Source organism: Sphingobacterium olei, assembly GCF_005048855.1.
Classification (GTDB): Bacteria; Bacteroidota; Bacteroidia; order Sphingobacteriales; family Sphingobacteriaceae; genus Sphingobacterium; species Sphingobacterium olei.
In genome coordinates, this window is the sequence record NZ_SUME01000010.1 from 1 (window position 1) to 22,874 (window position 22,874).

Consider the following 22,874-nt stretch of genomic DNA (forward strand, 5'->3'; position numbering starts at 1 on the left):
GCGGTACGGCACTTACGCCAGCGACAGCCCTTGTAGACGGTACATATTATGCAGCTCAGGTAGTTGACGGCTGTGAGAGCGCAGATAGAACGGAAGTAACCGTTACGATCACGAAGACTCCGGCACCGACTATTGATGATGCTACACCAGAGTTCTGTCTGAATGAAAATAAAACGATAGCTGATCTACAAGTTGTAGGAGTAGGCATTAAATGGTACACAACTGCTACGGGCGGTACAGCATTGCCAGAAACTACAGTGCTTGAACACGGGGTAACTTATTACGCAAGTCAAACAGCCAATAGCTGTGAAAGCTTAGAACGTTTGGCGGTAACTCCGGTAGTTAATGATTGTAGTGCTATCTTATCAATAACGAAGGTTGCGAATGATAACAGGGTGAAAGCGGGCGAAAGCACAAGCTTTACACTAACGATCACAAATACAGGTCCTGGTGTGCTGGAAGATGGTGATATCATTAGATTGTTTGAATTACCAAGTGAAGGATTAACGATCGACGGCTATAGTATCAGCAGTGGTAACGCAACAATTGCAGCGACAGGTACTGGTAATACAGCAAATATTACGGTGAGCGAGTTTATAGCAATTGGTGGTACGATTACAGTTGAAGTGACGGCAACGGTATCCGTAGAAGCACCTGAGACAATAAGTAATGGTGTGAAAGTATGGGGGCCAGATACGCCTGATACAGAGGATCCAGATGATGAAGATGAAACACCTGAGATTCCAGTAGATTTCCCATTAATTGAAGCTGTAGATGATTTTGCTGAGGTATTAGCAGGACAAATGGTGAAAATACCTGTTCTTGCCAATGATATCGTTAATGATGTGAGATGGGATATAGACCCATCAACTGTACAACTTGTTCAAGGGCCTACCGGCGGAAGAGTAGAGGTATTGCCGTCAGGAGAGGTCGAGTTCTATGCACCTACGAATAATTTAACTCAGGTTACATTCACGTATCGTGTGCAGGATATAACGGGTAAATTTAGTAATATCGCTACCGTAACAGTAACCATACTGCCGAATCCATTGGTGATTCCGAATATAATTACTCCAAATGGCGATAATAAAAATGATGTATTTTTCATCAAAGGATTGGAGATGTACGATAAGGTGTCGTTAAGTATCATCAACCGTTGGGGTAATGAGATTTACTTCAATGAAAACTATAATAATACGTGGGGTGGAATGGGATTGAATGATGGTACGTATTATTATGTGCTTCAAACGGTGAAAGATGGCAAAACGGAATCACATAAAGGTTGGGTGTTAATCAAAAGCAAATAATTAGATAGATCTTAAACGAATAATCCATGAACAGATTAGCTAAAAAATATATGTTGTTGTTGTCCGTAACCCTTTTAGGAATAAAAGGGTATGGACAACAGAACATCCAATTTACCCAGTACATTTTTAATTCAATCAGTGTGAATCCAGCTTATGCTGGATACAAGGAGGAATGGTTTGGGCAAATGGGTTTGAGAAGTCAATGGACAGGTTGGGACGGTGCTCCCCAGACGGGAACGATTTCAATTGATGGCGTGTTGGATCCTTACGAAAGGAGACACGGGGTAGGTCTTCAGATTACAGCAGACAAACTTGGAGCGCAAGCCGCTACCAGTATTTATGCGAACTATGCACTGCGTCTACAGTTGGATAGAGCAGATGAGCATCGATTGAGTCTAGGTATTGCCGGAGGGGTGACTCAATACAGTCTTGACGGAACTAAATTGATATATAATGACGATGATGATCCCGTTATACCTACCGGTAAAATTGGAACCTGGCGTCCGGATATTCGTTTAGGTGCTTACTACAGCAATCCAAGGTGGTATGCGGGGGTATCCGTACAGGATCTATTTGCTGGCAGTGAGAGTGGTGAAGATTATCAGTTTAATCAAAATTCGCTGGAAAGCTTATACCGTAGTATTCACGGCTATTTTATTGCTGGAGCTCTTTTTGAATTGGATCAGGCTTTATTACTTCGGCCCAGTATATTGGTCAAAGATGATTTTAAAGGGCCAACTTCAGTGGACGTCAATGCAATGTTTATTTTCAACGACAAATTTTGGATCGGTGCGGGATATCGTACACGTGCCCGAATTTTTAATCGAGACTATACCGATTACTCCGCAAATAAGTTGAGCTCATTGAACTCGGTGAGTGGAGTTGCGCAATTTTATGTGTCTCCAAAATTCCGTATTGGATACTCTTACGATCACATGTTGAATCGGATGAGTGGTTTGCAGAGCGGTACACATGAGGTAACATTAGGTGTCACATTCGGTCGTGTAGGTCGCCAGGTATTAAGTCCAAGATATTTTTAATCCGTTTTGAAAACAATTATGAAAGAATTACTATCAAGAACGCATAAGATAACGGTAGGTTTGCTTGCTATAGGACTTTGGGCGGGTGTAAGTCAATTCGGATATGCACAAGAGCAGCCTAGTCGTCAACAAAGGGCCGCGCAATTCTACTATAACATGGAATATGCGAATGCCGCCAAGGCCTATGAGCTAATTGTCAATAAAGATAATCCAGAGTTAGAACCAATGGAGCGTCTCGCTTCTTCTTACCTGTATATCAATCAATATGCGTTGGCTGAAAGCTGGTATGCGCGTGTTGTACAACATGAAAATGCTAATGAACAATCTTTCTTGGATTACGCGAGGGTTTTACAATTGCAGGGAAAATATAGCGAGGCAAAAGCGGCCTATGCGAATTATCAGTCTAAGTATGGTCATAAAGCGGAAATATCACGTGCCATTACAGGGACAGACTCTGCTTCTTTTTGGATGGAAAACCCTTCTAAGCATGTCATCGCGAACGAGCAGGAGATCAATACCTCATTGGCGGAATTTGGTTTGATACCGACTAGCGGTGGTGTATTGTATGCGGCCGAGCCGAATAGTTTATTGGCGGAAAAAAGTGGTATGACGGGGCAGCCTTATCTTAAAATATACTCGGCTACTCGAAATGATGATGGATCATTGAGCTATCCAAATGTAATGCCGGATGCATTTAACGATTCGAAATTTCATCTGGGACCCTTAATTACGGATTCGGAAGAAGAGGTATTGTATGTAACGCGCACCTATCCGGGTAAACAGGTTGAAAAATACCGCGCAAATGGACAGAGATGGAGAAAACAAAATCTTGAACTTAAAATATATAGAAAGCAAGGGAATGATTGGATCGAAGAGGATTTTATTTATAACAATGTAAAAGAGTACTCCGTAGGACATGCAGCTTTGAGTGCCGATGAAAATACACTTTACTTTGCGTCGGATATGCCGGGAGGAAAAGGAGGGGTAGATATCTGGTTTTGTACCAAGCAAGCCGACGGTAGCTGGGGAACACCTGTGAATGCAGGAAATAATATCAATACGGATGGAGACGAAGTATTTCCTTCGGTATTCGATAATATATTGTATTTTTCCAGTACAGGTCATGTGGGTATGGGCGGCCTAGATATTTTTCAGGCAAAAGGCCAAAAAGGGAATTTTGAAAAGCCTCTAAATATGGGGTATCCCGTGAATTCTCCGTCAGATGATTTCGCTTTTGTCGTCGTCGGAGATAATCTGGACGAAAACTTTGGTTACCTTTCCTCGAATCGCCAAGGCGGTATTGGATCGGATGACATCTATTCATTCCGCTATCCGAAACCAAAAATTACGGTTACGTTAGAAGGTATTACAAAGGATAAGAAGACTGGAGAACCATTGTCATTTACTTCCATCAGCTTATCAGATAAAGACGGTAAACTTGTTACAACGGGTAGCAGCAATGATAAGGGGATATTTAGTTTCGAAATTGCTAGAAATACAGCATATCTTGTGTTAGCAGACAAAGCGGGATATATGGCAGACAGTGTGGCTGTACCGGGGGTAATACCACAACAGGACACCACTATACATGTGGTATTGAATTTACAACCTGTTAATAAAGTAGGCGAAAAATTTGTGCTGGAGAATATTTACTATGATTTTGATAAGCATAATATCCGTCCGGATGCAGCTATAATTTTGGACAAATTGGTTACTACGTTACGTAATAATCCAACCCTTAGAATTGAACTTTCAAGTCATACCGATAGCCGCGGAAGTGATTCATATAATATGAAGCTTTCGGATAGACGGGCGAAATCGGCAGTGGATTATATCGTAAGTAAAGGAATTGCGGCCGATCGATTGGTCGCGAAGGGATACGGTGAAAGCCGCTTGGTTAACAAATGTGCCAATGGGGTGAAATGCACGGAGGAAGAACACCAGCAAAACAGAAGAACTGAAGTGGAAGTATTGGCATTTTAAAAAGAAGATACGTTTCCAAAAAATGAGCCCGGATAATTTATCCGGGCTCATTTTTTTTGAAAAAAAATGGAGAAAATAAATCCATCGGCTTCGTTGTCTCGTATATGGTATTAAAAAGGTAATCGAAACGATAACTAAAACAAATTATACCATGAAAAGAGAAAATCCTAAAAACCCATCTATTGTTACACGGAAAGGTGTAGCACAGGATGGTCGCTTGAGAAGACGTGACTTCTTACGGTTTGCCGGTGCAGGTGCAGCTGGAATTGCGGTACTTGGAATGAGTGGTTGTAAGAAGGATAATGATACCGTCGATATGGGCGGTAAAGATTATTATTTCGGAAGTGGAGATATTGCTATCCTCAATTATGCGTATGCCTTGGAGCAATTAGAAGCGGCATTTTATATTCAGGTCGCGAACTCCTTCTATACAGGAATTACAGAGTGGGAGCGAATGCTTTTCACAGATCTTCGTGACCATGAAGTGGCTCACCGTGAGTTTTTTAAGACCGCTCTCGGAAATAGTGCGATTAAAAATTTGGAATTTAATTTTTCTGCAGTGAATTTCTCGAGCAGAAACAGTGTTTTGGCAACGGCTAAGGCGTTTGAAGATCTAGGGGTTTCAGCCTATAACGGTGCAGGCTGGTTGATTAAAGATGAAAATTACCTCTTACTCGCAGGTAAAATCGTATCCGTTGAAGCAAGGCACGCGGCGCTGGTACGCGATCTGATTGACAACGGAACATTTGCCAACTCCGAGGTGATTGATAGTAATGGCTTAGATGTCTCTAAAAGTCCTACGGAAGTATTGCAGATAGCGGCTCCATTTATCAATACGAAAATTGATGTAAAAGATTTACCCACCTATTAATCCCTCATACGATGAACTTATTTAATATTTTTGAAACGATAACGCAGGTTGATCCTGAATTCAACGAACGCGTGAGCCCTCGTCGTGAAGCAATTCGCAATATGGCTTCTTTTGGTAAAAAAGTGACACTGGCAGCTATGCCTTTTGTCATGAGTGACTTATTTAAAAAGGCGTATGGGCAGACCCCAACCGATGTCAATGGTGTACTCAATTATGCACTTACATTGGAATACCTGGAAGCCGAGTATTATACATTAGGTGCCGCAGCTTCTAATCTTGTACCTTCGGGTAAACCTATGGGTGCGATTACAACGATCAGGGATCATGAGGTAGCACACGTTAATTTCTTGAAACAGGTTTTGGGAAATAATGCGGTCTCTAAACCTACATTTGATTTTACTGCAGGAGGTACATTTGCCAATGTGTTCAGCGACTATGACACGTTTTTGGCGTTGGCACAGGCCTTTGAAGATACTGGAGTACGTGCCTATAAAGGACAGGCAGCTATCCTTAAAGGAAATAAAGTGGTGTTGACGGCGGCATTACAGATTCATTCGGTAGAGGCGAGACATGCCTCACATATACGGCAGATGCGAAGAGCTCGAGGTGGGGTAGCAGTAAATCAAAAGCCATGGATTACGGGAGCTAATGATAGTGGAATTGGAGCTGTAGTGGATCCGATCTATGCAGGTGAGGATAACAAGGTACAAGCTGGTGTAGATATTACTACGCTAAATGGTATAGGTGGGAAAGTCTCTATGGATGCGGCAACGCAATCATTTGATGAACCATTAACTGCAACAGCAGTGCTGGACATTGCTCAACTGTTTATAAAAGCTTAGTCGAAGTAGTGGTAGATGGGGGTTTGTCCAAATTGGCGAACCCTCTTTTTTTTGTCCGGCTAGATATTTCCAATCACATAGAGCTGTGACAATGTCGGTGTTGGATTTCCACCTTCTTTTTCTAAAGTGATGGCAAAGGTTTGTGCTTTTTCAATGCGATGCATCGCATTGATTTCGCCGATATCTTCTAATGGGAATACACCTGCATCTACAGGAGTGCCATCTACAATGGCCCACAATTGATATTGCATACCCTCCGGTGCGGCCGGTAGATTCTCCATGCTTAAATAGACTTCTGTCGTCTTTGTATTCCAGAATACATGTGCTTTGAGATCGGGGTGTTGTTCTACTCCCGCTAGTGTTATAGTTTTGATAGCAGGATCTTGAAGCAACTTCCATTTGTTTTGAAGTGATTGAAGCGCCAGCAGAGTTGTTTCATTTGCTGTGGCTAATTCAGAAATCGCGATATCTCGACGTCTATTTTCTTGTTGAAGGTAAATATTAGCACCTATACTTAATGCGCATAATAGCGATGCGGCAATAGCAAAGTTTCGGGTCGTAAGTGAACGTACCGGAACAGCCGCGTCTTCTACAGCAGGTTTATCATCCGGAGAAAATGAAGCCGCTGCTTCGGGAATTTCTGCAGCAGGTTGCTGAGAGATTTTGTTCCAAATTAAATCTTTAACTTCTGTTGGAGGTGGAATAGCATGAACACTGGCAAAATCTTCAAGCGTTTTTTGTGCTTCAAGGATAGCTTGCTCAACTTCAAGATTATTTTTGCGTACGCATTCCAGGATACTCACCTCTTCTTCAGTGGCGAGTCCCATGACATAAGCTTCAATAATGCCTGACGATATGTATTCTTTTATGTCCACTATTATTGGTATTCTTTTAATATTCTTTTTAATTCTAAGAGCGCTCCTCGGGTACGTGTCTTGACTGTCCCCAAAGGGATGTCAAGTTTAACGGCAATTTCCTGTTGCGTATATCCTTCAAAATATGCCATCTCAATAAGTTGCTTCCAATCAGTTTTTAACTCGTTAAGTACAGTTTTAAAACCGATAAAATCTACATCCTCTGCAATAGTAAAGTTATGTTTTTCTTTATCATCTACGATATTTGGAAGAGATTGGTTTTTTTGCTCGTTCTGAACTCCTTTTGATTTGATACAATCTATCGCGACATTACGTGCTATATTAATCATCCAGGTATAAAGCCTTCCTTTAGTGGAATCAAAAGTATCTACATGATTCCATATTTTGACAAAGACATCCTGAATGACCTCGTCTGCATAAGTTTTGCTGAGCACTATTCGGATGATGACACCATAAAGAGCTCCAGCATAGTTGTCGTAAAGATAATTAAATGCCCGCTGATCTTTATTTTTCAATAAAGAAATCAATGTAGTTTCCTCAAGATAGTGTATTGGGCTCAATCAATTCGTCTTAGATGTTAAATATAGGAATTAGAATTGGTTTCTGCGTAATAAATTCCTTTTTAATACTTTTTGAATCTGTTATTTTTCAATTATCTACTTTCAACTAAAAAACGTAGTTTTGCAGTTGAAGCAAACTGGTTCTATCGCTGTCTCGCCTTAGGCGGGAAAGAGGAAAGTCCGGGCAACATAGAGCGACACGCTTCCTAACGGGAAGGATTCTACTTCGGTGGAATACAGAAAGTGCCACAGAAAATATACCGTCTGCCCAATTGGGTAGGTAAGGGTGAAAACGTGAGGTAAGAGCTCACGGTATTGTATGGCGACATGCATTACGGTAAACCTCGTGTGTTGAAAGACCAAATAGGTTACGAAACTCGAAGGCTGCTCGTCTTCTACCGGTTTATCGGTATTCGTAATGGGTAGGTTGATGGAGCTTGTGCGTAAGTGCAAGCCTAGATAAATGATAGAGGACTGATTTATTTCGGTTACAGAACCCGGCTTACAAGGTTTGCTTCTTTTTAAAAAGCTTAATTCTATATATAATCATATATGACTACCGTATTAATTATTGACGACGAAAGACCCATTAGAAGCTCATTACGAGATATTCTTGAATATGAAGAATATAAAGTTTTGGACGTGGACAATGGTATAGAAGGATTAGAGATACTGAAGAAAGAGAAGATTGATCTGGTATTGTGCGATATTAAGATGAATAAAATGGACGGTATGGAGGTGCTTGTTGCCGCAAATGCCATCACGGATGTACCATTCATCATGATCTCGGGGCATGGCACGATCGAAACGGCTGTTGAAGCTGCACGAAAAGGGGCCTATGACTTCCTGGAGAAACCTCTTGATTTGAATAGATTGCTGATTACGGTGCGTAACGCCCTTGAACGGGGAAATCTAGTCAAAGAAACGAAAGTGCTGAAACGTAAAGTTTCAAGAACGAAAGAGATCCTTGGAGGTTCGGATGGTATCACACTGATTAAAGATACGATTGATAAAGTCGCTCCTACGGAAGCGCGTGTACTGATTACAGGGGAAAATGGCTCGGGTAAGGAATTAGTGGCCCGGTGGTTGCACGAGAAATCCAATCGGGTTTCTTCGCCATTAATCGAGGTAAACTGTGCGGCTATTCCTTCGGAATTAATTGAATCTGAATTATTCGGTCATGAAAAGGGATCTTTTACTTCGGCAGTAAAGCAGCGTATCGGAAAATTTGAACAGGCAAATGGCGGAACGCTTTTCCTTGATGAGATAGGGGACATGAGTTTGTCTGCTCAGGCAAAGGTACTGCGTGCACTGCAAGAAAATAAGATTACACGTGTAGGCGGTGAAAAGGAAATCGATGTGAATGTACGTGTAATAGCGGCGACAAACAAAGATTTATTAAAGGAAATTGACAATGGTAATTTCCGTATGGACTTGTATCATCGCCTGAGTGTAATTCTGATCCATGTGCCGTCGTTAACGGAACGTAAGGATGATATTCCATTAATTGCGTCTGCATTCTGCGAAGAGATATGCAATGATTATAATATTCCGACAAAGGAAATCACGACGGATGCGATGAAAAGTTTACAGGCGTTACCTTGGACAGGTAATATCCGTGAGCTTCGTAATATGGTGGAACGTCTGATTATCCTAAGTGATAAAAAAATTACGGAAAAAGAGGTCAGTACTTTTGCAAACCCATCCGCGGCTAAGCATGTGGCGACTGTAGATGTAGCAAATAGAAGTACGGGTTTGGATTTTGATAATTTTCAGTCTTTTCAAGAATTCAAAGATTATGCGGAGGAGCAGTACATTACACATAAGCTCGATAAAAATGCATGGAATGTATCTAAAACTGCAGATGAAATTGGAATTCAACGGTCGCACCTGTACAGTAAAATGGAAAAATTTGGTTTAAAAAGAGATTAGATTAAAATGGAGAAAAGGTCAGCAATTGCTGACCTTTTCTCTTAATCATTAAATTTTCTTTTCTGTCTATTATATAGAATAAAAATAATCACCAGCAACAATAATCCTCCAATGATTAGAAATCCGGTAGGAGAATTAGTCTGTTCTACCTCCGCGGACTCCGCCCAAGCTGTATTCGCTAAAAGCGTAAGGAGTAACACACTTTTCCACTTACTCATAATTTTTCCTTTATTAATTTGTCAATCTTTAAACTTAGATAAATTTGTGTTAATATACAATTATATGCATTGAATATAATTACAAATTCACCGATCTATCCTTATTTCTTCGCAACAAGGATGCCAATCTGTGTCTAATTCCTAAACAATTTCTGCAATAAAGTAACCCGGTCTGTTTATGAGATCGCGTTTGTCGATGATTTCCTGAAGATTGATATGCCCGATAACATATTTAGCATCTTCCCCGTAAAATCTTTCGGATATGGAATTAAATACAATGTTTTCCAATGTGTTTTCGTCTTCATACCTAAGGTATACCTTGAGTTCATAGTCCGTAGTGTATTCAACCTGTTGGGCGTCAAGATGCTTTTTATACTCATACCGATAATCATATCGTAATGCGGTAATGTCTGAGAGCACCGCAGATCCTGTTGGATGTCCTCCGGCACCTTTCCCAAAGAAAAATTGTTCGTCGGCAAAGGCGGCTTTAACTAACACACCATTGTTTTCGTTTTCCACATTATATAAAATACTCTCTTTGGTCAAGAATTTAGGTAATACATAGAGCACGACCTCTTTTGAATTAATTTCCTTAGCTAAAGGAATTAATTTGATTTTGTAGTTCTTTTCCCGGGCATACCTTATGTCGACATGATCTAATTTATCTATACCGAGATTAAGAATTTTGTCGGGATTGATATAAATACCATAGGCATGTGAAGCAACGATCGCTAGTTTGTACTTTGCATCATAACCGCCCACGTCCAATGTGGGATCAGTCTCTGCAAAGCCCAAATCCTGCGCTTTTTTAAGCGCATCGCCATAGCTTTGATTTTCGTTAAAGATTTTGGACAGAATATAATTCGATGATCCATTGAATATACCCGATACGGAATGCAAAAGCTCATTGTCGTAATATTCTTCTAAATTTCGTATGATCGGAATACTACCGCAAACAGCACCTTCGTATAAAAGAGATGTTCCGGTTTCGTGTTGGATTTCTGTTAGCTCTTCCAGATGCAGAGCGATCATTTTCTTATTGGCTGAAACCACGTTTTTTCCGGAGCGAAGTGCACGGACAGTTAATTCAAATGCAGCATCTGCATCATCAATTAATTCTACTACGGTATTGATTTCAGGATCGTCTAAAATAGTGTTAGCATCTGTTGTGAACAATTCTGCAGGAAGATTACGTTTTTTGTCTGCATTTTTAATCACAAATTTTTTAATCTCTAAATTTAAATTTTTGGTTTTGATAATGTCATGCAATCCTTGTCCCACTACACCAAATCCAAACATGCCAATAGTTAGCTTTTTGCCCATTCTAATTATACCGTTTTTAATTTATATTCTTCTTTGGGTTGTCTTAAGCCCCAATAATTTCAAATTTTGGGATTCTCTCGCTTCCCAAAATATGTTAATCAAGTAGTCCAGCGGACTACTTGATTTTTTCAAATGCCTGTTCTAAATCAGCTTTGATGTCATCGATGTGTTCAATACCGACCGACAAACGCAATTGGCCTGCTATTACACCTGCTTTAACTTGTGCCTCATCCGACAATTGCTGATGCGTAGTTGCAGCAGGGTGAATGATTAGGGATTTAGCGTCTCCTACATTCGCTAAATGGCTGATTAACTCCAGCGCATCAATAAATTCATTTGCTTTTTCTGCGCCTCCTTTTACGGTAAAGGATAGTACAGCACCGTATCCATTTTTTAAATATTTTTGTGCATTTTGGTGGTACGGGTGATGTCTCAGACCGGGATAGCTTACCTTTTCAACCTGAGGATGTGCATCAAGCCATTGTGCTATTTCTAATGCATTGTCTACATGTCTTTGAACACGAAGTGATAGGGTCTCCAACCCTTGTACTAATAAGAAGGAGTTAAACGGAGACAAGGCTGGGCCGAAATCTCTTAATCCCTCTACGCGTGCACGAATACCGAACTGTATATTTCCGAAAGGACCTCCTTCGCCGAATACATCTGAAAATACCAACCCGTGGTATCCCTCAGAAGGTTCCGAGAATTGCGGATATTTTCCGTTGCCCCAATTGTAGTTTCCGCCATCGATAATAACACCGCCAATACTGGTGCCATGTCCGCCGATCCACTTTGTTGCAGACTCGACAACTACATGCGCCCCGTGTTCCAGTGGCTTGAATAAATAACCTCCAGCTCCGAACGTATTGTCGACGATCAACGGAAGGTCATGTTTTTTTGCGACGGCTACGATACGCTCGAAATCTGGAATATTATAACTTGGGTTGCCGATTGTTTCGACAAAAATTGCTTTGGTCTGATCATCGATCAAGGCTTCGATATTGTCTGCATCGCTATCATCTGCAAATCGTGCTTCAATACCTAATCTTTTAAAGGCTACTTTGAATTGGTTGTACGTGCCTCCATAGAGGTTAGCACCTGCTACAAAATTTTGACCACTTTCTAATATATTATTCAATGCGATAAATTGAGCTGCCTGTCCCGAAGCTACAGCCACAGCATATGCTCCACTCTCTAACGCCGCGATGCGTTTCTCGAATACCTCCGTCGTAGGGTTCATGATACGGGTATAGATATTCCCGAATTCCTTTAATGCAAAGAGATTTGCGCCATGCTCTGCACTATTAAACACATATGATGTTGTTTGATAGATCGGCAATGCTCTAGCGCCTGTCGTAGGATCAGCTTCTTGCCCTGCATGAATCTGTAAAGTCTCGAATTTTAAGTTTTTGTTATCTGCCATTTCAATGTTTGGTTTATTTATCTAAATATTATCAATTTCTATTTGATGTGTTGGTCGTCATATTGCCCAGCATATAAACTTACTGCTATAAGTATATTGATCTGATGCGACGACTAGCGCATTCGCATGAAACATGAGGTATAGATAGGGGTTGCGGATTGATTCTTGAATTTTAATGTCATAGTCTTATTTCATTTATATGCTCCAAAGCGGTATTGCTTTGGACAGGAATTGGCACCTTTTCAAATCTTTATTTGTAGGTTGCCAGTGGGTCACTGAGCCAGTCTCTCGCCACTTCTTTATAAACCAAGACCTATTTATCAAGGTGTTGATTAGGTGCACTACTATCGAAGTACATTGCAAATATATGTTTTGAAATCAATAGATGCAAGTATTTTGGCAGAAGTTTTGCTAATCGTTGTCGTTTGGCAATCCCAGGGACTAGCTTGATATCAAGTTCTGACTAGCTGGCCTATGAAAGCCGAATGTGTGGAACTTGGGAACGCAATGAATCTACCTTTAATGCCGAATATGTGCTCTCAATGTGCAGTTAATGTGGACTCAACATGGACTCATGGGCAAGTTGGGGATAAGTTGGGGATAAGTTAGGGTTCGGATATTGCGTTGATGATATCGTATTGCGTTATAATATTGATTTTTCCATAGGCATCTTCGACGAGTACAGCTTGCGTATCTTTATTGACGAAAGAAGAAATCTTATCGATCGATGTTTTTAAATCAACAAAAGGGAAGGGTTTAGTCATGATCTCTTCTACAGGAGAAGACTTGAGCATGGGATTTTCCAACAGTGACGACAGAATATCCGATTCGGTAACCTTTCCAACCACCATTCCCTGCTGTGTGACGGGGATTTGGGAAATATTTAATGTCTTCATTAAATTGAAGGTTTCTACTACAGATTGCGCGACGTCGGCAGTTACAATAGCTTGTTCGCCTCTTTTTTTCAATATACTTCTTGCGGTAAGTTTTTCATCTTCGAGAAATCCTCGCTCCCGTAGCCAGTCTTCGTTGTACATTTTGCCCATATAACGTGAGCCATGATCGTGGAATATGATCACCACAACGTCGTCGTCTTTAATGGATGCTCCGAGTTGTAATAATCCCGCTACGGCGGCTCCGGCAGAGTTTCCCGCGAAAATACCCTCTTTGCGTGCAAGGTCACGTGTCATTAACGCAGCATCCTTATCGGTTACTTTTTCGAAAATGTCGATCAAACTGAAGTTTACATTTTCGGGAAGGAAATCTTCTCCGATGCCTTCCGTGATATAGGGGTAAATCTCATTTTTGTCGAAAACACCGGTTTCCTTGTATTTTTTGAAAACCGAACCATAGGTATCGATCCCCCAAACTTTAATTTCCGGATTTTGCTCTCTCAGATATTTTGCAGCACCTGAAATGGTACCGCCCGTGCCTACACCTGCCACCAAATGGGTAATTTTGCCTTCGGTTTGCGCCCATATTTCAGGGCCGGTTTGTTCGTAATGCGCCAACGAATTGGACGGATTGTCGTATTGGTTGGCTTTCCATGCATTCGGTATTTCTTTTTGCAGGCGACTAGATACGGAGTAATAAGAACGCGGATCTTCGGGGTCTACATTCGTCGGACATACGATCACTTCGGCGCCAAAAGCTCGCAACGCATCAATTTTTTCTTTTGATTGCTTATCGGTAGTGGTAAAAATACAACGATATCCTTTGACTACGGCAGCTATTGCCAATCCCATGCCGGTATTTCCCGAAGTTCCTTCTATAATGGTGCCTCCCGGTTTTAGTAGGCCGGCTTTTTCGGCATCTTCTATCATCTTGACCGCCATACGGTCTTTAATGGAGTTGCCGGGATTGCTGGTTTCGATCTTGGCTAAGATGGTGCCTTTTAGACGCCGAGTTACTTTGTTCAGCCTAACTAGGGGTGTATTACCGATCGTTTCAAGAATATTGTTATACCACATTGTTTCTCGCTGTTTCGTTTGTCTACTACAAAAGTAGCTTTCTTTTTAAAACTTCAGGTGCTTTACCGTTAGACCGTTGTTAATGAGTTGTTTTAGCGCATCAATTCCAATGGTTAAATGGGTTTCTACGTATTTGGCTGTAACGGTTACATCGCTCTCGGCGGTCTTTACACCTTCGGGAATCATCGGCTGGTCGGAAACGAGCAGTAATGCACCCGTGGGTATTTTATTGGCAAATCCAACACTGAATATGGTGGCCGTTTCCATATCTACAGCCATAGCACGAATGGATTTTAAGTACTTTTTAAATTTTTTGTCGTGCTCCCATACGCGTCTATTGGTGGTATAAACTGTACCCGTCCAATAATCTCTCGAATGATCACGTATCGTGGTGGAAATGGCTTTTTGTAAAGCGAAGGCGGGTAGTGAAGGCACTTCTGGCGGAAAATAATCGGTAGATGTTCCCTCACCGCGAATCGCCGCAATTGGAAGTATAAGTTCGCCTACAGTTATTTTTTTCTTTAACCCACCCGTTTTACCCAAAAACAGAACTGCTTTGGGATTGATGGCCGATAGCAGATCCATTACCGTGGCAGCCATCGGACTGCCCATGCCAAAATTGATGATGGTAATGCCGCCAGATGAACAGGATAACATGACTTTATCTTCACCGTAAATGGGCGCATCATCGTTCATTACCGAAAACATCTTAATATATTTTGAAAAATTGGTCAACAGTATGTAATCTCCAAATTCTTCAAGGGGTCTTCCAGTATATCGAGGTAACCAATTGTTGACGATATCTGTTTTTGATTTTAATCCGGGGGTAATAGGGGTATCAACTAATTTTTTCTTTGCCATATATCTTAAAATAAAAAGGTTAACTGTTTTAATATAACAAAAAATCCCTCACATTGTGTGAGGGATTTTTCTAAGCAACTTGCAGCTTTTTGATATCTGATTTCGCAAATTTCTGCTTCGCATAGTCGAGCGTAATGTGCAGTGTCTTATCCTCACTTTCATCTTTCGATGTGGGTATTTCAAACATGGCATCGAGCATGATTGCTTCGCAGATACTTCGAAGACCACGGGCTCCTAATTTAAATTCCCATGCTTTATCCACGATAAATTCGAATACTTCCTCATCAAATTTTAACTCCACATCCTCATATTCAAATAATTTAACGTATTGTTTAACTAATGCATTCTTGGGCTTCGTCAGGATACTTAACATGGTTTCTTTATCCAATGGATTAAGATAGGTAAGCACCGGCAGACGACCAATTAATTCAGGTATTAAACCGAAGCTTTTCAAATCTAGCGGTGTGATGTACTTATAAAGATTGTTCAAATCTATGATTTCATCTTCTTCCGTCATTTTATACCCAACGGTTTGGGTTCTTAGACGATTGGAGATTTTCTTTTGGATACCATCAAACGCACCGCCACAAATGAATAAGATGTTGCTGGTGTTGACAGAAATCATTTTTTGATCTGGATGCTTACGTCCGCCCTGAGGAGGTACGTTGACATTTGTTCCTTCTAGAATCTTCAGCAACGCCTGTTGTACACCTTCTCCAGAAACATCTCTTGTGATCGAAGGATTATCACTTTTACGGGCGATCTTATCGATTTCGTCGATGTAAATGATCCCTCGCTCGGCTGCTGCAACATCGTAGTCTGCAGATTGAAGAAGTCGGGTTAATATACTCTCCACATCTTCCCCTACATATCCGGCTTCCGTTAATACTGTCGCATCTACAATAGAGAAAGGTACATTTAATATCTTAGCCACTGTTTTAGCCAATAATGTTTTTCCCGTTCCCGTTTCTCCCACGATGATTAAATTTGATTTTTCAATTTCTATCTCGTCGGATGTCACTTTTTGATTGAGACGTTTGTAGTGATTATATACGGCTACCGAAATAACTTTCTTGGCATCATCCTGACCGATTACGTACTGATCTAAATGCTGTTTGATTTCTAAGGGGCGGATGAGCTTCAGCGTCGATTGCAAAGATTTATTTTTGCGCTGATTTAATTCTTCAGCCAAAATCTCACCTGCTTGTGTCACACATCGATCACAGATATGTGCTCCATCCCCAGCAATGAGCATCTGCGCTTCATTCTTGTTAATACCACAAAAGGAGCATTGTATATCTCTGTTATTTTTACTCATTTTAATTTACTTAATTTCTTTTTTATGAGCTAATACCTCGTCGATCATACCAAATTCTTTTGCTTCGGCAGCTTTCATCCAATAATCACGATCTGAAGATTTTTCTACCCAATCATAGGTTTGACCAGAATGCTCCGCAATAATAGTATACAGTTCTTCTTTCAACTTCAGCATCTCGCGCAGGTTGATTTCCATATCTGAGGCCACGCCCTGCGCACCGCCCGAAGGTTGATGGATCATCACACGTGAGTGTTTTAATGCAGCACGTTTTCCTTTTGCTCCGGCAACCAATAATACAGCTCCCATCGATGCAGCCATACCAGTACAGATCGTTGCTACATCCGGTGAAATGTATTGCATGGTATCGTATATACCTAATCCTGCATATACGCTACCTCCCGGGGAGTTGATGTAGATTTGGATGTCGCGTTGTGCGTCGGTAGACTGTAAGAATAACAACTGTGCTTGTATGATATTGGCTACCTGATCATTTACACCATCTCCCAAAAAGATAATCCTATCCATCATCAAACGCGAGAAGACATCCATCTGTGCGACGTTTAGCTGTCTTTCTTCGACAATGTAAGGCGTCAAATTGGTGGGGATATTTGTCTCTAAACGAGAAATAAAACCGTCAACATGCTGACTACCTATTCTATGATGCTTAATTGCATATTTTCTGAATTCGTTTTTATCTATATTCATTTTGCTATTTTACTTTTTTATAAATTCAATGACTAATATAAATTTAATTTTATGAATAACTGTCTATTCAATGTAATTTGGTAACTCTTCTATAAATTCAAAAGACTCTTTTTCAAAATCTATTCTGCAATAATGGTGTTCTAATCCATTGCTTACTAATAATAACGGGATTTTATGAATACTGTTGTAATTCGCAATTTGCTGAAACGTATTTTGCGTAATTTTAACATGAGGTGCTTTAAATTCTGCTAAAAGAATCTTCATTCCCGCACTGTTGTATATCAATAAATCGCTTCTTTTTTGTAAGCTGTTTAGCTGAAGCCCGCCTTCTGTTTTCATCAGCGATTTAGGGTATTTTTTATGCTGATGCAAATAGTGGATCCAATGTTGTCTTACCCATTCTTCTGGTGTCAAAATAAGATTCTTCTTTCTGAGTATATCAAAAACGAAAACCTTCTCTTGATTTCGAGTCAACTTAAGGGGATAAGCAGGCAGATTCAACGGGATCGGCTTAAACATGGAACAAAGTTACGAAATTTTAGCAATGTATAAATCATTTGAGATTCAAAAAGAAATGTGAGATAATTGCGCATAAATCATTAATTTCGCCTATCCATGAATATCAATACGACGTTAAGCGATATCAAGAACAGGATCTATAAACCGGTGTATTTACTGCACGGTGAGGAGGCCTATTATATCGATTTGATCAGCGACATGCTAGAAAATTCGGTTTTAAATGAAGCACAAAAGGGATTTGATCAAACGATCTTGTATGGAAAAGATACTGATTTTTCGACGATAGTTAATGCTTCAAAGCGCTATCCAATGATGAGCGATTACCAATTGATCCTTGTTAAGGAAGCGCAGGCACTTAAGTGGAAATCTGATGACGAGCTATTTGCAAAGTACATCGAAAATCCAACGCCATCTACCATATTGGTTATTGCGTATAAGTATGGAAAGTTTGATAAACGTACGAAACTTTATAAGGCTATTGATAAAAGGGGCGTGGTACTGGAGTCGGCCAAATTGTATGATGACAAAGTCGCGCCCTGGATCGTTGATCAACTGCAGCAGGAGGGATGGCGAATACATCCGCAGGCTGCTGCCTTGATGGCAGAATACCTCGGTACCGACTTATCCAAGATAGCGAATGAGTTGGAAAAACTGATGCTCAATGTGCCGAAGGATAGTGAGATTTCATCTGCCGACATTGAACGGAATATTGGAATCAGTAAGGATTTTAATGTTTTCGAACTCAATGGCGCGTTGGGTAAACGGGATTCTTTAAAAGCCATTCAGATTGTAGATTATTTCGCAGCAAATCCAAAGTCCAACCCGTTTGTAGTCGTGATGGGGTCGTTGGCAGGATATTTCACGAAAATCCTGAAGTATCATTATTTGCAGGATAAGTCATCTCAGACGGTTGCGAAGGCATTGGGTGTTCACCCTTTTTTTACAAAAGAATATGACGTGGCTGCACGTAATTTTAACAAGCGGAAAACATTTGATATTATTAATACGCTGCGGGAATATGACCTCAAATCGAAGGGGTTGAATACTGGGCCAAATACGACAACGGCTGATTTAATGCGGGAAATGGTATTTAAAATTCTAAATTAATGATATGAGGAAACTTTTACTTTGGGTAGTGGGTATGGTGTTGTTGGGACAGGTAAATGGGCAAACAAGTGTGTATACGCTAATTCAGGCTGGAGGAAATCTAGGGTTTGCAAATGAGGGGTATAAAGGAGCATTTAAAGGATATACCATGCATTTTGTACTGGGGAAGAACTATTATGATAGGGCATTTCTGGGTGTAGGGGTAGGTAATGAAAGCTTTGACGGTAAATATAAGACGAATGATCCCTATGCAGAAGATCAAAAGGAATATGCTTATAGTAAACGTGTGTTGCCAATTTATATTGACGGCCGTCTTCCTATTGGAATAGTAGGGCAGTATTCAAGTATCGGAATCTATGCGAACGGAGGATATGCACCTGATTTGGGAGCTAGCTACGATAGAGGTTTTATGTTTAAAGGTGGTTTTTACTATCTTTACAATTTGAAGTCGGGTTTGGGGATTAATGCTTCTGCCGCCTATGGGTATCAACAGCTCACTGAAAAGAAAATAATAGATAATAGAGATTTTCAACACCAGCATTTTAATATTTCTGTTGGTATTATGTTTAAATAAAGATGGACGGAAAAACGAGAGCTAATATAAAACCGGGTATGGTCGTAAATATTGTACTAAAGAAAGACCAACGGACCGGGATTTTGACGGAAGGTGTCGTAAAAGAATTACTGACATCGGCCCCGTTTCACCACAGGGGAATTAAAGTACGTCTCCAAGATGGGCAGATCGGCCGTGTCCAGGAGATATTGGAAGAAGATGATTGAAATTTGGTGTGTTAACCGAGTTTCAATAATTTTGTTTTTAAAAAAATAATTTTGACTTTTTACTTTTTACTTTGTACCTTTGTCTCCCGTGAAAATTGATGTTTATTGTTTGATTTCAACTGAAAACATGTCTAATATCGACATTGAAAAAGTCATTTGATGATACCGGAAGCCCGTTTGGGCTTTTTTTGTATCTAAATTTTTAAACATCCTATATAAAAGAAGAGAGTAGAATATTATATATATAAAGATGACCAACTATAGTAAATTACCGGCAATTTTAGTCCTCGAGGATGGCACTGTATTTCATGGCAAAGCTGCTGGAAAAATAGGTACCACTACAGGTGAGATTTGTTTTAACACAGGTACTACAGGTTACCAGGAGATTTTTACAGATCCTTCTTATTATGGACAGATCATGGTGACGACCAATGCGCACATTGGTAATTACGGAATTGACGAAGACGATACGGAATCAAAAAAAATTCAGATCGCTGGACTTGTCTGTAAAAATTATAATATCAACTATAGCCGTAAAATGGCGGACGAATCTATTCAAACGTATTTTGAGACCGAAAATCTGGTCGGTATCTCTGATATCGATACACGTTCACTGGTGCGTCATATTCGTGATAAAGGTGCTATGAATGCGATTATTTCTTCGGAAAATTTAGATCCAGATTCGTTGAAAGTAGAGTTGGCTAAAGTGCCGTCAATGGCTGGATTAGAGCTTTCTTCGCGCGTATCTACGCAAGAGCCTTATTTTTATGGTGAAGAGGATGCACCTACACGTATCGCTGTTTTGGACCTGGGCATCAAGAAAAATATTCTTCGCAATTTTGACGCTAGACAGGTTTATGCGAAAGTTTTTCCGGCTAAAACGTCTTTTGCAGAAATGGAGGCATGGGGTGCTGAGGGCTACTTCATCTCGAATGGTCCCGGAGATCCGTCTGCAATGGACTATGCAATCGGTACGGTAAAAGAAATACTGGATGCGGATAAACCGATGTTTGGAATATGCTTAGGTCATCAAATCTTGGCATTAGCCAACGACATCCGTACAGAAAAAATGTTTAACGGTCACCGTGGTATTAATCATCCGGTAAAAAACATCATTGCTAACCGTTGTGAGATTACTTCTCAGAATCACGGTTTTGGCGTGTTAAGAGAAGATATCGAAAATTCGGATGCCGTGGAAGTAACACACGTCAATTTAAATGATAATTCGATCGAAGGTATTCGTGTAAAAGGGAAAAGAGCATTCTCTGTGCAGTATCATCCGGAGTCTTCTCCTGGTCCGCATGATTCCCGTTATCTGTTTGACGATTTTGTGTCGATGGTAAAAAACTAACATATTAAAAGTGATATAATAAGCCGGGCCGTGTAAAAGCCCGGCTTTTTTATGCTAATTTCTCCCTTACTCCAATATTGGCGATATCATAATAATATCTAAAAACCGCACGGGATTAGTTAATAATTTAATAATATTTGCTATTTTTGGAATAATAATAATTTTTGCTAACTTAGTGTTGTTGATACACTAAGTTAGTGTTGATTTAATAGACCATAAAGAAAGAAATGAGCTTAATAATTGATGTACATGCGCGTCAGATTTTGGATTCGCGCGGAAATCCTACTATTGAAGTAGATGTAACTACACAAAACGGTTTTGTTGGACGTGCAGCGGTTCCTTCCGGAGCTTCTACCGGTGCCTATGAAGCAGTAGAATTACGTGACGGTGATAAGACAAAATATTTGGGAAAAGGTGTTCTTAAAGCTGTAGAAAATGTTAATACCAGGATTGCGAAAGCTTTAGAAGGTGTTGATGTTTTTGAGCAAAATGCAATCGACAAGATCATGATCGATCTGGATGGTTCAGAAAATAAAGGAAATTTGGGAGCAAATGCAATTTTGGGCGTTTCCTTAGCTGTCGCAAAAGCTGCTGCACAAGAAAGTCACCAACCATTATACCGTTATATTGGTGGAGTAAATGCAAATACATTGCCCCTTCCAATGATGAATATTATCAATGGTGGATCGCACTCGGATGCGCCTATTGCATTTCAAGAGTTCATGATTATGCCAGTTGGTGCGCCTTCATTCTCTGAAGCTTTGCGTTGGGGTGCTGAAGTATTTCATGCATTGAAAAAAATATTACATGACAGAAACTTGTCTACCGCAGTAGGGGATGAGGGTGGTTTTGCGCCTACATTTGAAGGTACGGAAGATGCAATCGAGACTGTTTTGACAGCAATTAAAAGTGCTGGTTATACGCCAGGTCAAGATATTTGTTTGGCTTTAGATTGTGCTGCGTCCGAATTTTATGTGAACGGTAAATACGATTATACAAAATTTGAAGGTGATAAAGGCGCTGTGCGTTCTAGTGAAGAACAAGCTTCTTACCTAGCTGAATTGTCTGCAAAATATCCCATTATTTCGATCGAAGATGGTATGGGAGAAGATGATTGGAACGGTTGGAAAGTACTTACAGAGAAAATCGGAGATCGTGTACAGTTAGTCGGAGACGACTTATTTGTGACAAATACAAAACGCCTTCAAGAAGGTATAGACAACGATACGGCAAATTCAATCTTGGTTAAAGTAAACCAAATTGGTTCGTTGACCGAGACGATCAACGCTGTTTCTTTGGCGCAAAATTCAGGATATACTTCTGTAATGTCGCACCGTTCGGGAGAAACTGAAGATACAACCATTGCTGATTTGGCTGTGGCATTGAACTGTGGACAGATTAAAACAGGTTCAATTTCTCGTTCTGACAGGATCGCAAAATATAACCAGTTGTTGCGTATCGAAGAAGAATTAGGCGCGAATGCTAAATTTATCGGAAAAGATTTTAAATATGCCCCGAAGAAATAGTTAATTGGAGCTTACAAAAAAGGGAGATGGATAACATTTCCCTTTTTTTTATATCTTTACATTATGGAACGTTTTCTCAACTTAATTAAGAATAAGTTTTTATTGGCTGTTATCGCCTTCGTGATATGGATGTGTTTCTTCGACCGCTACGATTTTGCTGCGCAATACAATTACTACCAAGAAAAATCCAAATTGGAAAAGGAGAAGGAATTCTATGTCTCTGAGATTGCTTATATCGAAAAATCTATTAAAGATGTACAGTTTAATCCAAGTGAGATTCAACGCATAGCCCGGGAGAAATATAAAATGAAAAAGGACAACGAAGATGTATATGTGATTACTGAAGTTGCTTCAAAAAACTAG

At 40.3% G+C, this 22,874-nt stretch carries 22 protein-coding genes, 1 other RNA gene and 1 riboswitch; of the genes, 13 read left to right on the forward strand and 10 right to left on the reverse strand.

Annotation, left to right across the window (positions count from 1 at the left end; genetic code table 11):
• The 5 genes from FAZ15_RS19360 to FAZ15_RS19380 form a co-directional block, all read left to right on the forward strand.
• A partial coding sequence (locus tag FAZ15_RS19360) for a T9SS type B sorting domain-containing protein (RefSeq protein WP_136902999.1) occupies positions 1-1,307 on the forward strand: 1,307 nt, incomplete at its 5' end.
• Positions 1,308-1,333: 26 nt separating this feature from the next.
• A complete protein-coding gene (locus tag FAZ15_RS19365) occupies positions 1,334-2,347 on the forward strand; it encodes a PorP/SprF family type IX secretion system membrane protein (RefSeq protein ID WP_136903001.1) in 1,014 nt (337 codons plus the stop codon).
• Positions 2,348-2,365: 18 nt separating this feature from the next.
• Entirely contained in the window at positions 2,366-4,330 is a 1,965-nt protein-coding gene (locus FAZ15_RS19370; protein ID WP_136903003.1) for an OmpA family protein, read from the forward strand.
• Positions 4,331-4,481: 151 nt separating this feature from the next.
• Positions 4,482-5,201 (forward strand): ferritin-like domain-containing protein, encoded by a 720-nt coding sequence (locus tag FAZ15_RS19375; protein ID WP_136903004.1) that lies wholly within the window; start codon positions 4,482-4,484, stop codon positions 5,199-5,201.
• An 11-nt stretch (positions 5,202-5,212) separates the two neighbouring features.
• Positions 5,213-6,043 carry a ferritin-like domain-containing protein gene (locus FAZ15_RS19380; protein ID WP_136903006.1) on the forward strand — a complete coding sequence of 277 codons (831 nt, stop codon included), beginning with the start codon at positions 5,213-5,215 and terminating at the stop codon, positions 6,041-6,043.
• A gap of 59 nt (positions 6,044-6,102) precedes the next feature.
• Here FAZ15_RS19380 and FAZ15_RS19385 read toward each other — a convergent pair whose 3' ends face one another.
• Together FAZ15_RS19385 and FAZ15_RS19390 are read right to left on the reverse strand one after the other, a co-directional pair.
• On the reverse strand, positions 6,103-6,918 hold the full coding sequence (locus FAZ15_RS19385) for an anti-sigma factor (RefSeq protein WP_238387322.1): 816 nt from the start codon (positions 6,916-6,918) through the stop codon (positions 6,103-6,105).
• Between the two features lie 2 nt (positions 6,919-6,920).
• Positions 6,921-7,478, reverse strand: coding sequence for an RNA polymerase sigma factor (locus tag FAZ15_RS19390; RefSeq protein ID WP_136903008.1), 558 nt, complete (start codon positions 7,476-7,478; stop codon positions 6,921-6,923).
• A 130-nt stretch (positions 7,479-7,608) separates the two neighbouring features.
• Between FAZ15_RS19390 and rnpB the strand changes: the two genes are divergently transcribed.
• Both rnpB and FAZ15_RS19400 read left to right on the forward strand, forming a co-directional pair.
• An RNA gene (rnpB, locus tag FAZ15_RS19395) (RNase P RNA component class A) lies at positions 7,609-7,999 on the forward strand.
• A 31-nt stretch (positions 8,000-8,030) separates the two neighbouring features.
• Positions 8,031-9,410, forward strand: a complete 1,380-nt coding sequence (locus tag FAZ15_RS19400; RefSeq protein WP_136903009.1) for a sigma-54-dependent transcriptional regulator — start codon at positions 8,031-8,033, stop codon at positions 9,408-9,410.
• 41 nt (positions 9,411-9,451) lie between these two features.
• On the opposite strand, the gene FAZ15_RS19405 is transcribed toward FAZ15_RS19400, so the two are convergent.
• The 8 genes from FAZ15_RS19405 to FAZ15_RS19440 form a co-directional block, all read right to left on the reverse strand.
• On the reverse strand, positions 9,452-9,628 hold the full coding sequence (locus tag FAZ15_RS19405) for an LPXTG cell wall anchor domain-containing protein (RefSeq protein WP_136903011.1): 177 nt from the start codon (positions 9,626-9,628) through the stop codon (positions 9,452-9,454).
• Between the two features lie 141 nt (positions 9,629-9,769).
• Positions 9,770-10,951: a homoserine dehydrogenase gene (locus tag FAZ15_RS19410; RefSeq protein WP_136903012.1), complete on the reverse strand. Its 1,182-nt coding sequence runs from the start codon at positions 10,949-10,951 to the stop codon at positions 9,770-9,772.
• A gap of 115 nt (positions 10,952-11,066) precedes the next feature.
• Positions 11,067-12,374, reverse strand: coding sequence for an O-acetylhomoserine aminocarboxypropyltransferase/cysteine synthase family protein (locus FAZ15_RS19415; protein ID WP_136903014.1), 1,308 nt, complete (start codon positions 12,372-12,374; stop codon positions 11,067-11,069).
• A 192-nt stretch (positions 12,375-12,566) separates the two neighbouring features.
• A riboswitch (SAM riboswitch) is annotated at positions 12,567-12,682 on the reverse strand.
• Between the two features lie 297 nt (positions 12,683-12,979).
• Positions 12,980-14,344 (reverse strand): pyridoxal-phosphate dependent enzyme, encoded by a 1,365-nt coding sequence (locus FAZ15_RS19420; protein ID WP_136903016.1) that lies wholly within the window; start codon positions 14,342-14,344, stop codon positions 12,980-12,982.
• A 45-nt stretch (positions 14,345-14,389) separates the two neighbouring features.
• Positions 14,390-15,205 carry an AMP nucleosidase gene (locus tag FAZ15_RS19425; protein WP_136903018.1) on the reverse strand — a complete coding sequence of 272 codons (816 nt, stop codon included), beginning with the start codon at positions 15,203-15,205 and terminating at the stop codon, positions 14,390-14,392.
• Positions 15,206-15,275: 70 nt separating this feature from the next.
• The gene (clpX, locus tag FAZ15_RS19430) at positions 15,276-16,523 is read right to left on the reverse strand and encodes an ATP-dependent Clp protease ATP-binding subunit ClpX (RefSeq protein WP_136903019.1); all 1,248 of its coding nucleotides are present in this window, start codon (positions 16,521-16,523) and stop codon (positions 15,276-15,278) included.
• 6 nt (positions 16,524-16,529) lie between these two features.
• Entirely contained in the window at positions 16,530-17,228 is a 699-nt protein-coding gene (gene clpP, locus FAZ15_RS19435) for an ATP-dependent Clp endopeptidase proteolytic subunit ClpP (RefSeq protein WP_136903021.1), read from the reverse strand.
• A gap of 63 nt (positions 17,229-17,291) precedes the next feature.
• On the reverse strand, positions 17,292-17,747 hold the full coding sequence (locus tag FAZ15_RS19440) for a type I restriction enzyme HsdR N-terminal domain-containing protein (protein WP_136903023.1): 456 nt from the start codon (positions 17,745-17,747) through the stop codon (positions 17,292-17,294).
• Between the two features lie 96 nt (positions 17,748-17,843).
• On the opposite strand from FAZ15_RS19440, the gene holA reads away from it, so the two are divergent.
• The 6 genes from holA to FAZ15_RS19470 all read left to right on the forward strand — a co-directional run bounded on the left by holA (position 17,844) and on the right by FAZ15_RS19470 (position 22,874).
• A complete protein-coding gene (gene holA / locus FAZ15_RS19445) occupies positions 17,844-18,854 on the forward strand; it encodes a DNA polymerase III subunit delta (protein WP_136903025.1) in 1,011 nt (336 codons plus the stop codon).
• A 4-nt stretch (positions 18,855-18,858) separates the two neighbouring features.
• Positions 18,859-19,428, forward strand: coding sequence for a hypothetical protein (locus tag FAZ15_RS19450; protein ID WP_136903026.1), 570 nt, complete (start codon positions 18,859-18,861; stop codon positions 19,426-19,428).
• 2 nt (positions 19,429-19,430) lie between these two features.
• Complete coding sequence (locus FAZ15_RS19455) at positions 19,431-19,634, forward strand: YwbE family protein (RefSeq protein WP_136903027.1); 204 nt, start codon at positions 19,431-19,433, stop codon at positions 19,632-19,634.
• 250 nt (positions 19,635-19,884) lie between these two features.
• Positions 19,885-20,985: a glutamine-hydrolyzing carbamoyl-phosphate synthase small subunit gene (gene carA, locus FAZ15_RS19460; protein ID WP_136903029.1), complete on the forward strand. Its 1,101-nt coding sequence runs from the start codon at positions 19,885-19,887 to the stop codon at positions 20,983-20,985.
• A 227-nt stretch (positions 20,986-21,212) separates the two neighbouring features.
• Complete coding sequence (gene eno, locus FAZ15_RS19465; RefSeq protein ID WP_136903031.1) at positions 21,213-22,511, forward strand: phosphopyruvate hydratase; 1,299 nt, start codon at positions 21,213-21,215, stop codon at positions 22,509-22,511.
• 63 nt (positions 22,512-22,574) lie between these two features.
• On the forward strand, positions 22,575-22,874 hold the full coding sequence (locus FAZ15_RS19470) for a septum formation initiator family protein (RefSeq protein ID WP_136903033.1): 300 nt from the start codon (positions 22,575-22,577) through the stop codon (positions 22,872-22,874).